We start from the raw sequence: 15,360 nt of genomic DNA, 5'->3' as shown, positions 1-15,360 counted from the left end.
ATCCCATACGTTGGCGCTTGAGCGCTGCTGTAAGGTTGTTGTCATTGTTTTATAAATGCGATTATTTGTGAATGAATTAGGTAGGTTTGACTACCTGTTACACATCTTAAAGAATTTATTGCGTTTTGTAAAGTACTTTGAGAAAAAATTTTCTCTTGGGATTTACGCACCTGGAGTGGAACATCCTCAACTCACTGATAAAAGGGAGGCTATGCGTAATCAACAGTAGCGATGAGAGGAATATCTACGACGGGCTACCCTACGCGGTTTTCTCATCTAGGTGCTTTGTCCCCAAAACTTCCATATTTCTTCTTGGCATTGAACGTCGGTGATAAATAGAAGAGATTTATTACCGATTAGGTATCAACTATTCGTGAAGAATCGTTGATGGTAGGGGCGGGCGCAAGCAAAGATAAACAAGTGGGCCGAGTAGCGGGACAAAGGCTACTGTCCAAAACACCTGAGGATTATTCCAGTGGTGACGAGCGATATCATCGCCAAGGATTGTGGGGAATAAAAGACAGAAAAGGCAAAATGCCAAGCTCATGCCATTAATAAAGCGATCGCTTTGAAACTGCTGCACAAAATCTCCCCAATCACCTAAGGCAAAGGCATAGGCAAGCAAGCCAACAGTGCTTACACTCAAAACAATCCCAAAAAAACGAGAATCTAGCAGCCGTAAAAAAGTATCCTTTTGTCCAGAAAATTCTTGATTTGGTTCACGAAAAGCCAAATATGGTAACAGACCAAGCACTCCTGATCCTACTGATGCCAAGGCAAAAGGCCAAAAAGGAACCCGTTGCATTCTGCCATCAATGAACAACAAACCACTGTAAATTAGTAGCCAGATGCCCACCAAAGAAAACAAGGAAAGGATAATCGGATTTATCGCAAGCCACTGAAGAGTAAATATATTTTTCAGCAGCATGAGGGTTTGCTGTAAATGCAGGGGCGGTGCTAACAGTAAAATATAAGCGATAAATCCAACCCATAGTAACCACAATGCAACTTTTCTATTCATCATCTTTAGATAGTGTGCATTTAACATAATTACTAATTTATAATTCGTATTTTTTGCCTCTAAATCCCCCTTTTTGTAGAACGCTGCCCTGAGTTTGCTTAAAAATAGTGGTAAATCTATACGTGATTTTTGTTTCAATTGAGGATTTAGACCCCAACTGAAACTGTCTTTGAAATTACGAATTAAAAATTGCTTTAATTTGCAGCTGGCTGCTGACTCGGTATTGCTTCTACAACAACTTCTGTTAGAGGTGGACGCACACACAAATAAATCAATGGCCCGAATAGCGGTATCAACGCTATTAACCAGAACATCTGTGGATTTTTCCAACCACGACGCGCCATATCATCTCCTAGCAAAGCTGGAAATAATAGGCAAAGTAGACAGAAATCTAAACTCATCACATTGATGAAGCGGTTAGTTTGCCACTGTTGCACAAAATTACCCCAATCTCCTCCTGTTAAACCATAGGCAACTAGAATAATCGTGGCTACCGTCAATATAACCCCGGTCACACGAGAATCTAGCAGCTTAAGCAAGGCATTATTTTCACCGACAAACTTATTATTTGGTTCTCTAAGGGCTAAATAGGGTAACAAGGCAAATGCCCCAACTCCGAAAGAGGCAGTAGCAAATAGCCAAGCAGGTATTTTTTGCCCTCTACCATCAATAAACACTACTGTGCTGTAGATGAGAGGCCAGATGCCCATGAGGTTGAATAGTGCTATGACTAATGGGTTAACGCCTTGCCACTGTCCAGTAGAAAGGTTTTTAATTAACTCGAATGTACCAGGTTGCTCAGGAGGAGCGAGGAAAAAAGCATAGGTAGTGAATCCCAACCACAGCAAGCCAAAGGCAGTTTTTCTAACCATGAAAAAGTTCAAAAGTATTGATTATTGATTTTGCCACTATAAATTAGACTTATCTACCTGCTATGGTATTGTTCATTTGCCTAGATTCGTAGCAGCTTGTCCCTAAACATCACTTAAGGATTGAAATAACTGAAAGCTTCTGAGAGGTAATCAGCAGTAGATGCTACGACCGCGATCGCACTTTCATAATCTAGACGCGTTGGCCCCAAAACTCCCACACTTCCTACTGGTATTGACCCCCGGCGATAGGTGGAAGAAATCAAGGTGCAGGTGCGTATTGGTTCTAGAAGATTTTCTGCGCCAATGCGAACCGTTACCTTTGACTTACCCACATCCTCAAGCTCTGGTTCCTCAAATATTAATCGCCATAGTTGATCTTGTTCTTCTTCCAGCAGGTGGATAATTGTTTGTACTTGCTGTAACTGGGAAAATTCTGGCTGGCGCAAAACTTCTGATACACCCCGAACCATAATTTGGGTTGTAGTCGGCGCATGAGTGCGACGAGTCAATTCGGCAACTGAATTTTTTAAGAATTCTCCGTAGCGTTGGAATTCCTGATCTAGTTCGCTCCAGTTGAGCTTGGCTAATTCCAACAGACTTCGGCCTCGCAAGTGGGTATTCAAAAAGTTTGAAACAATTTGTAACTCGCGATCGATTACCTCTGAATCTCGTTGTGTTTCTTCTGGTATTGGCGACAAATCCATTAACTTGGAATGTGTCTCATAACTATCGGTAACAACAATTAACATGATCCGCCCCTCTTCAATTTGCACTAATTGCAGATGTCGCAATAGCGCTGTAGAAGTTTGCGGCATGGTAATCAAGCTAATGCAACCACTTAAGGTTGCTAAAATTTGTGCTGCTCCTTGCAGTAGGGTTTCTAAACTCCAATCTTCCCACTGGAGACGCTTTTGCAATGCCGCCTCTACTTCTCGTCCTAGAGTTTCCGTACCACTTCCCTGCGGGACGCTGCGCGAACGTGGAAGCAAGCTACGCGTAGCGTCTGTCTGCGACACGCTGCGCGAACGCAGAGAAGGTGTAATTAGCTGGTCAACATAAATGCGATAGCCTGAATCTGAGGGTACACGTCCAGCAGAAGCGTGTGGTTGGTAGAGTAACCCGGACTTTTCTAAAACGCCCATCACATTGCGAATTGTTGCTGAACTTACACCCAGGTCGTACTCCTCGACCAAAGCCTTTGAACCAACAGGCTCTGCTGTAGCAATGTAGTGACGTACAGTTGCCCAAAGTATATGCTGTTGTCGATTTGTTAACTGGACTTCCATAGGGTATGTTTTGCTAGAGGCAAATTTTAATCAAAGTCTGAAAAATTTCTGGATTTGATTGAAAATAATGAATATTAATAATTTATTAAGATAACAAATTATACAACTATATTGTGATAATTAATTTTAAGGATCATATACACCACTGTTTAAAAGTGCGCTTTAAATAGAATCTAGGCTTTTGCAGCCAAAGCTGAGAGTTTGAATTTACAACATCCTTTTCCGAGTTATTTTTGCATAATTCTACACTTAGAAAAGTATTGTTGTATACGTATTTCTGCGGTGATCGCAGCTAAAATTAGGGTCGAAAAGCTTCGCAAATATTTTTGCTAGTGGAGAAAGTCGCAAGCTTTCCTGGCAAGCCCCTAAATTTATATGTTGCTATTTTCAGCATAGCAAAAGCAAGATGGAAGAATAACTTCCATCTGAGTAATGCACTTAAACACAAGCTAATACTGGGGAATTGAATGGTCTACTAAGACGGAATAAGCATCAATACCACCCGAAATATTTTGCACATTTGTAAAACCTTGAGCAATTAACCACTGGCACATCTGGGCAGAGCGGATACCGTGGTGGCATAGTACAAGGGTTTCAGCTTGGGGATTGAAGAGGGTAGGAACTTGATCTCCCCATTCGGTAAATTGACTCAAGGGTAGGTTGACAAAGCCCTCAATGCTAGCAATTTCTAATTCTTGTGGTTCGCGTACATCTACTAGCTGAATACTTGCATCGCCAGAAGAAAGACGTTGTGCCAGTTCTTGTACACTAATCTGGTTCATGGGTTGACTAAAAGAATTCCCGATAAACAGTCCTAATCCTATTTATGGTGACAGAAAATCTCTGCCTTTGCATGAGTATCCATTCTCAAGAAGGCTGATAGATTCTGGTAGGCTTTCTGCTTAAATGGCTGTAAACCGTCTTTTTGAAAGGTTTAATGTGAATAGGCAACGCTCATTTATTGGTTTTATCGTAGCTGGTGCGATCGCACTGCTAGTAATTGCGATCGCTAGTTTTTACTGGTTTTTCGCCAAAAATCCGGCTAACCTCATTGCTTCTAGCTCCCAGCCTAATGCAGCCATATTCGTGTCTAAACTTTCCCCTGTAATGGTTTCATTACTGGCGAATCCTGACCGTTTGCAGGCATTGGAGCGTGAAGGAGAACTATCTAAACTCAAAACCAGTTTATTCGCCAAGAGTGGCATAGATTACAAAGAAGACGTTCAACCCTGGTTAGGGGACGAAATTACCTTAGCTATCACCACCTTAGATATTGATCGCGACCGAGAAAACGGACAGCAGCCAGGGTATCTGTTGGCACTAGCAACCAAGCAACCGGATAAAAGCCGCGAGTTTGTCGAGTTGTTGTTTTCCAAACGGGCGTTAGGTGGGGCAAACTTAGCTGTTGAACAATACAAAGGCGTAAAGCTAATTTCTGACAATTCTCAACCAGAGCAGGACTTGCTTGCAGGTGCTGTGGTTGGTGAAGGCTTTGTGTTGTTTGCCAACGATCCCAAAGTGTTGCGAGACGCCATCAATAACGTCCAAGCGCCCGATCTAAATTTGACTAGCTCCCCTAAATACCAAAAAGCGACAAAACAACTCCCTAAAGGGGGATTAGCTGTAGCTTTCTTGAATCTTCCCATCGTAGCAAAATGGCAAGGTTTAGAATTGCCAGAGCAAACCTATGACAGCGAAATTATTTCCCTGACGTTGAACCCCAAAGGTTTGCTAGCAGAAACCAGCTTTCTAACTTCATCGGAAATTGTTTCCCCATCTTCACCACTATCTAAACCTGTAGGAGCATTACAGTATGTTCCAGCATCGGCAGGTTTGGCCATTTCTGGCTCAAATTTGAGTAATTTGGGTAACAGTGATTTAGCCAAACTCTGGAGACAAGCAACAGCGACTATATATGGTGCTGAGGAAGATGTAGTTTCTCGATTAGCAAAACCTTTGGTGGATGTTCAAAAACGCTGGGGCATAAACTTAGCAGAGGATATTTTTAGCTGGGTACAGGGAGAATATGCCATAGCATTGTTACCTCAAGAGCAAGCAAATCCCCGTTGGATTTTTATAGTAGAAAAATCTGAGAGTGTAGAAAAAGGTGTTGCTCGATTAAATGCGATCGCTTCATCTAATGGACTAACCATTAGTCCCCTCACCATAGAAAATCAAAAAGTTTCCGCTTGGACAGAGTTAACCACAGCTAGTAAGAAAAACAGTGAGAAAGACGGAGTATCATTCAACATTGAAACAAAAGTGCAGGGAGCGTATACAACCTTAGGAAACTACGAAATTTTCACCTCTGACCTTGAGACAATGGATGAAGTTATCACAGCTAAGGATAATTCCTTAATTGAAAATACCAATTTCCAAGATAGTATCGCTGCGATTCACCAACCAAATCAAGGTTATATATATCTTGATTGGACAAAAAGCCAGAATTTGTTGGAGCGCCAAGTACCGATTCTCAAACTAGTGGAAGTTTTAGGAAAACCGTTTTTTGATAATCTGCGATCGCTCACAGTCAGTAGTTATGGAACTGACACAGGAACACTCAAAGGTAGTGTTTTCTTCCAACTCAATAATTCGTGAGATTTTCGCAGAAGCTCAAAGTGTAGAAGGTTAGTTTTTAAACTTCTGCACTTTCTTGTCCAATGATATTTAGGTAGATTTTATTTAGGCTTTGCTATTTGTAGTTGTAATCTTTGGATAGCTATTGGGTGCTGACCTAAGATTGTCCATCGAGGGTGTTCTTTAAAAGAGAATATCCTGCATCTAACAGAGGTAATCATATCTAAATAATCAGTTGGGGAATTGTATGCTGTTTAGATCAAGAAACAACCTAGTAATTACCTGCTTACTTTACAAAATCCCTATTGTGGCACATTTTAATGTGGCACAACCAACTGAAATTTCACTGGATTTTTTTAACTAGAATATGTATATATCACTACTAATTTAAAAGCCTGTTGGAGGGCTACTATGAAATACTGTCGCCCCCGACTTCAGTTTCGCAGCGGTTGGCTGTTGGCTTTACTTACCGCCATCACAGCTACGCCTGTAATAGCAGAGACAGCGAATTTTGGTACTTTCAATCTATCTACAAACTTTGATCCAGCAAAAGGAACAGTGCAGGGGTTTACAGGTGGTTCTTACTCATTGTCTGCCATAATTAACCGCGATCGCGATCAAAAAGCCTGTATTGGCTTTGCCGATCCTAATCCAGATCATATTATGGTTTTGGAAAAGGACTTTTCCAAAATGACAATACAAGTCGATAGCAACGGCAACGACACCACTTTGCTGATCCAAGGGCCAGATAAAACAACAATTCGTTGCGGCGATGACACTGGTAAAAGTAAAGATGCTAGCGTTAGCGATCGCAAATGGAAAAGTGGCACCTATCGGATTTGGGTAGGTACATTTAATCCTGGGGTTAAGGGCGATTATACTCTGAAGGTTGAGCAGCAGTGAAGTGAGGAGTGGGGGATGAGGGAGCAGGGGAGGCAGGGGAGGCAGGGGGAGATGAGGGGGACAAGGGGACAAGGAGAATAACCATGCCCAATGCCCAATGCCCAATCCTCAATCCTCAATCCCCAATCCCCAATCCCCAATCCTCAATTTTTAGCTGTAACGCCTGAGACGATAATATGGGAGAGTAGCTTGTTGTGCTTTCCGAGGGTGCTATCTCGTGCTATCTATACTGCGTGCTGACTTTCGTATCATATTTGAACGTGACCCAGCTGCCCGTAACTGGTTGGAAGTTTTATTTTGTTACCCTGGTTTGCAAGCCCTGCTATTCCATAGGCTGGCTCACTGGCTGTATATTGTTGGTCTTCCGTTTTTTCCCCGCCTAATTTCTCACTTGGCTCGATTTTTGACTGGAATTGAAATCCACCCTGGTGCAGCAATTGGAAAAAGTGTGTTTATCGACCACGGGATGGGTGTAGTAATTGGTGAAACTGCGATCGTGGGAGACTATGCCCTAATTTATCAAGGCGTCACCCTTGGAGGTACTGGTAAAGAATGTGGCAAACGCCATCCCACTGTGGGCGAAAATGTCGTAGTCGGGGCTGGAGCGAAGGTACTGGGCAATATCCAAATTGGCAATAATGTCCGTATTGGTGCTGGGTCTGTTGTTCTCAGAGATGTGCCTTCAGACTGTACTGTGGTAGGAGTGCCTGGGCGCATCATGTATCGTTCTGGAGTTCGGGTTTCACCTCTTGAACACAATAACTTACCAGATTCAGAAGCTCAAGTAATTCGTGCTTTAGTTGACCGGATTGAAGCGCTGGAAGAACAAATACAAACTCTTCAGCGTTCCAACTCTTCTGACAAAACTCCTGTGTTAGTAGGTTGTGTAGCTTCTAACCAAGCTGATTTATCCCAAGATGCTCCTGTGTGCAGCCTTAAAGATAAGGCAATACAAGAGTTTCTAGATGGTGCAGGTATTTAAATCAAGTTAGAGGATGTTTGAAAAGTCCTCTTATCGGTATCAAAAATTTTAGATCCCTCTAAATTCCCCCTTTCAGGGCTAGGTGGGATCTAAAAGTGCCTAAAGTCACACTGAAAAACTTTTCAAACAATCTCTTAGGAGTTAAGAGTGAGTAGTGAGCAATAAAAAATATCCTTGCATCTTCCAACTCATAACTCCTAACTAACAAAATTAAGGATTAATTTCTTCACAAAACCATTTTTGATTTTCATCTTGGCAATAAAACCTTCTATTTTGTGGTTCGCCCCGCAATTCTAAGTGGTCTACCTGCACTGGGTCGAGTAGCAGTAGACAAAAATTAGGCACTGGTTGCATGGGGTCGGGTGGTGGTGGCTCAAATGCTTCCAATTCAAGGACTCTAGGTTTCCCCGGATGAGGCCAAGCAAACTGTAAACGCGCCGCATCACTCAATTCTTGCCAAATGGAAATGCGTGCTGGCTGTAAATCCTGGTGCGAATCATCATTACCTACCAGAGTCAAACAGCCGGTGATTCGGAATTGTTCTCGTGTATTGGGGAAGTACCAGCAAACTTCAGCCCAAGGTTGTTGCTGTATCTGGTCGGCTTTAGCGCTACGAGTATCGGTAATAAATTTTAGCTGGTTTGTATCTTCCAGAAAGCCGCGAAAGACTAGGGTACGATTAGCGGGGCGACCGTTTGCTTGCACTGTTGCTAGTTGGAGGTAACGGGCATAAACAAGGCTGCGGTTGCGATGGAGTGCATGAGCGATCGCACTTCGCCAAGGAGCAAGAGTCATCGTAAAGTTACGTACCTAAGTATTGAGTATACTACTGTTAACAAAACAAAAACACAAGTTTTTTAATTATATATAAATGGTTACAATTCCCATAATAGATTTAATTGCGTTTACCAATGGCGACACAATAACTCGGCAAAATATTATCAAACAAATCTATCAAGCTTGTCATGAGATTGGCTTCATGTACTTGCAGAATTCAGGAATATCAAAAGACCTAATTAGGCAAGTATTCACTTACAGCAAATATTTCTTCAATTTACCCTTAGAAGTTAAGCAAAAGCAAGCTTGGAGTGATGAGTTTAATAATATAGGATACGTTGGTCTTGAGAGAGAACGTCTTGACCCCAACAAACCAGGCGACTTAAAAGAGGCATTTAATGTAAACAAACAAGCGACTATAGAAATAGATGCTTCTATTGTCGCCTTTTATGATAGTTGCACAGAACTTGCTAACACAGTGTTACAAGCTTATGCTTTGGCTTTGGAATTGCCAGAGGATTTTTTTATAACAAAACATAATCAACAAAATCATACCTTGCGCTTACTCCACTATCCCCCATTGCAGACACCACCCAAAACTGAACAGGTGCGTGCTGGTGAGCATTCCGATTATGGCAGTATTACTTTACTTTTCCAAGATGACGTTGGCGGGTTGGAAGTACAGACGGCATCTGGAAAATGGATTGCTGCACCTGCAATTCCTGATACTGTGGTAGTTAATACTGGCGATTTAATGCAACGGTGGACAAATGATATATTTTGCTCAACCAAACATCGAGTAATGATTCCCAGCGATCGCAGGGTGAACCAGTCCCGTTATTCTATCGCTTTTTTCTGTCATCCGAATGATGATACAGAAATAGCTTGTCTGGAAAGCTGCCAGAAAGAACAATCGCCTATTTATCAGCCTATCCTGGCGGGAGAATATCTTTTAAGCCGTTTGCAAGCAACTTATGGTAGTTCGTAATTCGTAATTCGTAATTCGTAATTCGTAATTAAGAAAGATATTTAATATGAAAACCTACGACTGGATTGTGGTTGGTGCTGGAATTGCGGGTGCTGCACTGGCATACGAATTAGTAAAAACTGGCTTTTCTGTACTTTTGTTGGAGCAATACGGCACACCACAGAATGCAACTCGTTATAGTTATGGTGGACTTGCTTATTGGTCGGGTACTACACCACTAACTCGTCTATTGTGCGAAGATGCGATCGCACGATACCATATCCTATCTCAAGAGTTAGACGCTGATATCCAGTTTCGGGAATTAGATTTATTACTTACTATTTCAGCCCATAGTGACGCAGAAGCAACTGCTGCATCATATAATCATTTTGCCATTCCGCCTCGTTTGCTGAGTGTACAAGAAGCTTGTGAGTTGGAACCGCAGCTAAATCGAGAGGCGATATCTGGTGCTTTAACTGTTAAACACGGTCATATCCACCCAGGAAAAACAGCACAAGCTTACATCCAAGCCTTTCTGCGTGCTGGGGGTGAAATGCAGATTAGCCAAGTTTTACAAATACTGCAAGATGGTGTAAAAACGACCATTGGAACTTGCCACAGTGCTAACGTTGCCATTTGTGCGGGTGGACTCAGCCGCCAACTACTAAAATCTGCTGGTATTCCCGTCAAGCTGTATTTTACCCACGCAGAAATCATTGAAACGCCACCTGTAGATGTACAGTTACGCACCTTAGTTATGCCAGCTAATCTGCAACGATTTCAGCTAGAAGCTGAATCTACTCAAGCTGATGAATTGTGGGATGAACTAGGTAATGAGCCAGTACCGCCAATTTTAGATGCGGGTGCGATTCAGTTTCAAGATGGTAGCTTTCGCATCGGTCAAATTAGCCGCGTTCTCACAGATCCTCATGCCAAGGTAAACTCAGAGGAAAGTGAAAAATGGTTGCGAAGAAGTATCGGTCAAATCTTGCCAGCTTTGGAGAATTTACCAGGAATTTGGCATCATTGCTTGGTGGCATTTAGTAGCGATCGCCTACCTTTAATTGGTACTATCCCAGGATTTGAGAGCGTTCATCTATTTTCTGGGTTTAGCAATCCTTTGGTGATTATACCACCTTTGGCAAAGCGCTTCGCTAATTTTGCATCTGGCAACAAAGATGAGATTATTATCCAGCTATCTCTTCATCGCTGACAATAATTTCACAATATTATTAGGCTTAACAAAGATTAATATTATAAATTTATTTTATAAAGTTATTTTTTTATTACAAAAATTAGACATTTTGTATAAGATGTAACTTTTTACTAGTAAACTATCGCACTATCATCACACTTTAAAGTTTGATATTGTCAGCTTTCTATTAAGTTAGCTGATTCATTAAGAGGAAAATTCATCAAGATATGAGAAGACAATTTAACAGACGCAAGTTTTTGCTCTACGGTTCTTTAACTTTCGGAAGCAGCTTTTTTCTAAAGGCTTGCGCGAATAATTCCCCAACTGCTACAGAGAGTCCAGCCGCGCCTCCTAATGCAACTCCTGCGGCTGCTACTGCTGGCGGCACCATCAAAGTAGGTATTTTGCACTCCCTTAGTGGCACAATGGCTATTAGTGAAAAAAGCGTTGTCGATGCTGAAAAATTAGCCATAAAAGAAATTAACGCTGCCGGCGGTATCTTAGGTAAACAAATTGAAGCAGTTACCGAAGATGGTGCTTCTAACTGGGATACTTTTAGAGAAAAGGCAACCAAGCTAATCGATCAAGATAAAGTTAGTGTAGTTTTTGGTTGTTGGACATCTGCTAGCCGCAAGAATGTGAAGCCAGTATTCGAGAGCAAAAACCACATGCTCTGGTATCCTGTGCAATATGAAGGTCAAGAGTGTTCTAAAAATATTTTCTACACTGGTGCGGCTCCAAATCAACAAATTGAACCATCAGTTGATTGGCTGTTAAAAAATAAGGGCAAAGAATTCTTTTTAGTTGGCTCTGACTACGTTTTTCCTCGGACTGCTAACACAATTATTAAGGCTCAATTAGAAGCTTTAGGTGGGAAAACAGTTGGTGAGGATTATTTACCTCTTGGCAATACAGAAGTTACACCAATTATCACTAAAATCAAGCAAAATTTGCCCAATGGTGGCGTGATTTATAACACTCTAAATGGTGATAGCAATGTTGCTTTCTTCAAACAATTGAAAGGGGCTGGATTGACACCAGAAAAATATCCTTCAATGTCTGTAAGTATCGCTGAAGAAGAAGTCAAAGCAATTGGTGTAGAGTATCTCAAAGGTCACTACGCAGCTTGGAACTATTTCCAAACAGTTGACACACCTGCTAACAAAAAGTTTGTTGCAGCTTTTAAGAAAGAGTACGGTGAAAATCGGGTGACAAATGACCCAATGGAAGCAGCATACATCGCCGTTTATTTGTGGAAGCAAGCAGTAGAAAAAGCTGGTACTACTGATTTAGAGAAAGTACGGGCTGCGGCATCTGGACAAACTCTAGATGCACCCGAAGGTAAAGTAACAATGGATGCCAATCATCACATATCCAAAATTGTGCGGATTGGTCAAGTTAGGCAAGATGGTTTGTTTGATATTGTCTATGCTACTCCGAACGCCGTTGAGCCAGTTCCTTGGAATCAATTTGTAAAAGAAACTAAGGGATTTGCTTGTGATTGGACTGACCCGGCTAAGGGTGGTAAATATAAGAAAGCCTAAATAATTCGTAATTCGTAATTCGTAATTCGTAATTAATTACAAATTAAGAATTAGTCAATTTTAACTTTGTAGGGTGCGTTATAGCGAAGCGCAACGCACCATTTATCTTAGTGGGTTACGGTAAAAATATTTATTGCCACTATGTTTATTCGCTGGTGTCGTAACACACTTTACAGGTAATTACGAATAAGTAGTGAGGAAAAAAGTGTTATCAGGATTTTTAGAAGCTGTATTTAATGGTATTAGTATTGGCGCTGTATTATTAATTGCCGCATTGGGATTGGCGATTATATTTGGATTGATGGGTGTCATCAATATGGCGCATGGTGAGTTGATGATGTTCGGCGCTTATGCCACATTTGTTGTGCAAAATGTCTGTAAGCAATTGGGTGGAGTGTGGTTTGAAGTCTATATATTTTTGGCTTTGATTATTGCATTTATATTTACGGCTGCTGTGGGATTAATTCTAGAAAGAGGCGTGATTCGTTATCTTTATGGACGCCCATTAGAAACTCTATTAGCAACTTGGGGAGTAAGTTTAATTTTTCAGCAGTTTGTTCGCAGTGTGAATTGGGTATTGGTAATTGGCATAGGTTTATTTTCTCTGTTATTTTTTGGAGGTTTATGGATTTTAAATTCTCGCACAGATTTGGGAAGAGTTCGTAACTGGATTGTGACGGTGATATTTTTACTATCGCTGGGGGTGACAATCACAACGGGCAATTTATTGAGTCAAACTTATCAGCTAGCAGTGACTCAACCTTGGTTTGGCGCTCAAAATGTGGATGTAACCGCACCGACTTGGTTACAAGCAGGTATATCTTTGGGCGGTGTACAATTACCCTTTGCCAGGTTGTTTATTATTGGTTTAACAATCATTTGTGTGACGGGAATTTATTTATTTTTACAACGTTCTAGCTGGGGTTTAAGAATTCGGGCTGTGACGCAAAACCGGAGTATGAGTGCTTGTTTAGGAATTCCAACTGAAAAAGTTGATGCGATTACTTTTGCACTGGGTTCTGGTTTAGCTGGTGTCGCTGGATGTGCAATTAGTTTGCTTGGTTCTGTAGGACCAAATACGGGACAAAACTATATTATTGATACTTTTATGGTTGTTGTCGTTGGGGGTGTGGGCAATTTAGTCGGTACGATTGTGGCGGCGTTGAGTATTGGTACGGCTAATTTTTTAATTGGTTCTGGGACTCTGGCTTTATTGTTGAGTCCTATTAAACCCTTAGCTGATTTGTTTACTTTTTTTGCGACGACGAGTATGGCTAAGGTGATGGTATTTGCGCTGATTATTATATTTTTACAGTGGAAGCCAGGGGGGATTTTTCCTCAGAAGGGGCGTACTGTTGATGTTTAAACCGCTTCAGACGCAAAGGACGCAGAGAATGAGAAAGATAGGAGGAGGATTATTAATTGAGGTGGGGGTAGTGATTGCGATCGCACTTTTCCTCATTATCATTATGCCACTGTTGCTTACGGAGTTTCGTCTAAATTTGTTAGGACGATTTTTGTCGCTGGCGATTGTGGCTTTGGGTATTGATTTGATTTGGGGGTATACTGGTTTATTGAGTTTGGGACATGGTATTTTCTTTGGTTTGGGTGGATATGCGATCGCAATGTACCTAAAACTCCAAGTTCCTACTGGTGAATTACCTGATTTCATGGGCCTTTATGGGGTTACAGAACTTCCCGCATTTTGGCAACCTTTTTATTCTTTTCCTTTGACAATAGCTTTTGTAGTACTAATTCCAGGGTTATTGGCAGGAATATTAGGATATTTAGTATTTCGGAATCGCCTCAAGGGTGTTTATTTTTCCATCTTGACCCAAGCCGGAACTATTGTATTTTTCAACTTCTTTAACGGTCAACAACAATTTTTCAACGGTACGAACGGACTAATAGATTTTACAACTTTGTTTGGGGCAACGGTCAGCGATGCCAAGACGCAGTTTATTTTCTACACGCTAACGGTAGTGTTTCTCGCAGCCACCTACGGTATTTGTCGCTGGTTGACAACTGGACGCTTTGGCAGATTGTTAATAGCTATTCGTGATGATGAAAGTCGGGTAAGATTTTCTGGCTACGACCCTACAGATTTTAAGGTGTTGGTGTTTGCAGTTTCCGGTGCGATCGCAGGCATTGCAGGAGCATTTTACACCATTCAGAGTGGCTCTGTATCACCCAGAGCAATGGATATTGCCTTTTCCATTGAAATGGTGATTTGGGTAGCAGTAGGCGGACGCGCTACTTTAATTGGCGCAATTGTCGGAACTTTATTAGTAAATTATGCCCGCACTTTTTTAAGCGAACAATTTGCTGAAATCTGGCTATTTTTCCAAGGCGCACTATTTTTAATAGTTGTCACAGTGCTTCCTGACGGTATCGTGGGATGGTTGCGTAGCCAGAATATATCTTTTTTCAACCGCCGTCAAGAAATTGCTACATATCCCACCTTGGAAGAAGACCCGGAAGTGCAACATGAACGCAAAAATATTGGAAACTGAAAACGTAACTGTTAGTTTTGACGGTTTTAAGGCGCTAAATCAGCTTAACTTTAGTATGGATGTGGGTGAATTACGAGTAGTAATTGGCCCCAATGGTGCAGGAAAGACAACATTTCTGGATGTGATTACCGGGAAAGTGCAACCAACCGTTGGGCGAGTTTTATTCAAAGGAAGAAATCTCCGTTCTTTACCTGAATATAAAATTGCGCGGTTAGGAATTGGGCGCAAGTTTCAAACACCCCGAATTTACTTAAATTTAACGCCCCGTGAAAATCTAGGAATTACTATTAATAAGAATAAAAATGTATTTTCTACTTTGTTTGAACGTTCTAATGCGGTTGAAAAGAATAATATTAAAGGATTATTAGAAACCATTGGCTTAACGCCGAAAGCCGATATCAGAGCAGGTTTACTTTCCCACGGAGAAAAGCAGCGTTTAGAAATTGGGATGTTAGTGGCACAGTCACCTGATTTGTTACTCGTTGATGAACCTGTTGCGGGTTTAACAGATGAAGAAACCTATAACATTGGTGAATTACTTTTAGCATTAGCGCAGAGTCATTCCATTTTAGTAATTGAACATGATATGGAATTTGTGCGTCAAATTGCCAAGAAAGTAACAGTATTACATGAAGGTTCGGTGCTGTGTGAAGGGAATTTTGAGGAAGTTCAAAATGACTCTCGTGTAATTGAAGTATATTTGGGAAAACAAGAAGAATGAAA

Annotated in this window: 14 protein-coding genes; 9 read left to right on the top strand and 5 right to left on the bottom strand. The window is 41.3% G+C overall.

Going from position 1 to position 15,360, the window contains the following annotated elements:
- Nucleotides 1-367: 367 nt before the first annotated feature.
- From VB740_RS07635 to VB740_RS07620, 4 genes are all read right to left on the bottom strand, one after another.
- Nucleotides 368-1,021 carry a hypothetical protein gene (locus VB740_RS07635; RefSeq protein ID WP_323199442.1) on the bottom strand — a complete coding sequence of 218 codons (654 nt, stop codon included), beginning with the start codon at nucleotides 1,019-1,021 and terminating at the stop codon, nucleotides 368-370.
- 194 nt (nucleotides 1,022-1,215) lie between these two features.
- Nucleotides 1,216-1,893 (bottom strand): DUF2834 domain-containing protein, encoded by a 678-nt coding sequence (locus tag VB740_RS07630; protein WP_323199440.1) that lies wholly within the window; start codon nucleotides 1,891-1,893, stop codon nucleotides 1,216-1,218.
- A gap of 113 nt (nucleotides 1,894-2,006) precedes the next feature.
- Nucleotides 2,007-3,179: a heat-inducible transcriptional repressor HrcA gene (locus VB740_RS07625; protein WP_323199439.1), complete on the bottom strand. Its 1,173-nt coding sequence runs from the start codon at nucleotides 3,177-3,179 to the stop codon at nucleotides 2,007-2,009.
- Nucleotides 3,180-3,628: 449 nt separating this feature from the next.
- Nucleotides 3,629-3,961: a rhodanese-like domain-containing protein gene (locus VB740_RS07620; RefSeq protein WP_323199438.1), complete on the bottom strand. Its 333-nt coding sequence runs from the start codon at nucleotides 3,959-3,961 to the stop codon at nucleotides 3,629-3,631.
- A 157-nt stretch (nucleotides 3,962-4,118) separates the two neighbouring features.
- Here VB740_RS07620 and VB740_RS07615 point away from each other — a divergent pair, with 157 nt between their 5' ends.
- From VB740_RS07615 to cysE, 3 genes are all read left to right on the top strand, one after another.
- Complete coding sequence (locus VB740_RS07615) at nucleotides 4,119-5,777, top strand: DUF3352 domain-containing protein (RefSeq protein WP_323199437.1); 1,659 nt, start codon at nucleotides 4,119-4,121, stop codon at nucleotides 5,775-5,777.
- A gap of 390 nt (nucleotides 5,778-6,167) precedes the next feature.
- Nucleotides 6,168-6,659, top strand: a complete 492-nt coding sequence (locus VB740_RS07610; protein ID WP_323199436.1) for a hypothetical protein — start codon at nucleotides 6,168-6,170, stop codon at nucleotides 6,657-6,659.
- A gap of 217 nt (nucleotides 6,660-6,876) precedes the next feature.
- On the top strand, nucleotides 6,877-7,641 hold the full coding sequence (gene cysE / locus VB740_RS07605; RefSeq protein ID WP_323199435.1) for a serine O-acetyltransferase: 765 nt from the start codon (nucleotides 6,877-6,879) through the stop codon (nucleotides 7,639-7,641).
- A 210-nt stretch (nucleotides 7,642-7,851) separates the two neighbouring features.
- Here cysE and VB740_RS07600 read toward each other — a convergent pair whose 3' ends face one another.
- Nucleotides 7,852-8,436 (bottom strand): Npun_F5749 family FMN-dependent PPOX-type flavoprotein, encoded by a 585-nt coding sequence (locus VB740_RS07600; RefSeq protein WP_323199434.1) that lies wholly within the window; start codon nucleotides 8,434-8,436, stop codon nucleotides 7,852-7,854.
- Nucleotides 8,437-8,512: 76 nt separating this feature from the next.
- Between VB740_RS07600 and VB740_RS07595 the strand changes: the two genes are divergently transcribed.
- The 6 genes from VB740_RS07595 (at nucleotide 8,513) to urtD (ending at nucleotide 15,358) form a co-directional block, all read left to right on the top strand.
- Nucleotides 8,513-9,406 (top strand): isopenicillin N synthase family dioxygenase, encoded by an 894-nt coding sequence (locus tag VB740_RS07595; protein WP_323199433.1) that lies wholly within the window; start codon nucleotides 8,513-8,515, stop codon nucleotides 9,404-9,406.
- 46 nt (nucleotides 9,407-9,452) lie between these two features.
- On the top strand, nucleotides 9,453-10,598 hold the full coding sequence (locus VB740_RS07590; protein WP_323199432.1) for an FAD-binding oxidoreductase: 1,146 nt from the start codon (nucleotides 9,453-9,455) through the stop codon (nucleotides 10,596-10,598).
- Nucleotides 10,599-10,807: 209 nt separating this feature from the next.
- Nucleotides 10,808-12,124 carry an urea ABC transporter substrate-binding protein gene (gene urtA, locus VB740_RS07585; protein WP_323199431.1) on the top strand — a complete coding sequence of 439 codons (1,317 nt, stop codon included), beginning with the start codon at nucleotides 10,808-10,810 and terminating at the stop codon, nucleotides 12,122-12,124.
- Nucleotides 12,125-12,329: 205 nt separating this feature from the next.
- Entirely contained in the window at nucleotides 12,330-13,490 is a 1,161-nt protein-coding gene (urtB, locus tag VB740_RS07580) for an urea ABC transporter permease subunit UrtB (RefSeq protein ID WP_323199430.1), read from the top strand.
- Between the two features lie 28 nt (nucleotides 13,491-13,518).
- On the top strand, nucleotides 13,519-14,637 hold the full coding sequence (gene urtC / locus VB740_RS07575; protein ID WP_323199429.1) for an urea ABC transporter permease subunit UrtC: 1,119 nt from the start codon (nucleotides 13,519-13,521) through the stop codon (nucleotides 14,635-14,637).
- The gene (gene urtD / locus VB740_RS07570; RefSeq protein ID WP_323199428.1) at nucleotides 14,612-15,358 is read left to right on the top strand and encodes an urea ABC transporter ATP-binding protein UrtD; all 747 of its coding nucleotides are present in this window, start codon (nucleotides 14,612-14,614) and stop codon (nucleotides 15,356-15,358) included. Before urtC ends, urtD begins: the two co-directional genes overlap by 26 nt.
- Nucleotides 15,359-15,360: the final 2 nt, after the last annotated feature.

The sequence above is a fragment of the Nostoc sp. UHCC 0251 genome, assembly GCF_034932245.1.
Lineage (GTDB): Bacteria > Cyanobacteriota > Cyanobacteriia > Cyanobacteriales > Nostocaceae > Nostoc.
The sequence above is the reverse complement of the archived record's forward strand: the minus strand, read 5'-3'. Positions and strand labels throughout refer to the sequence as shown.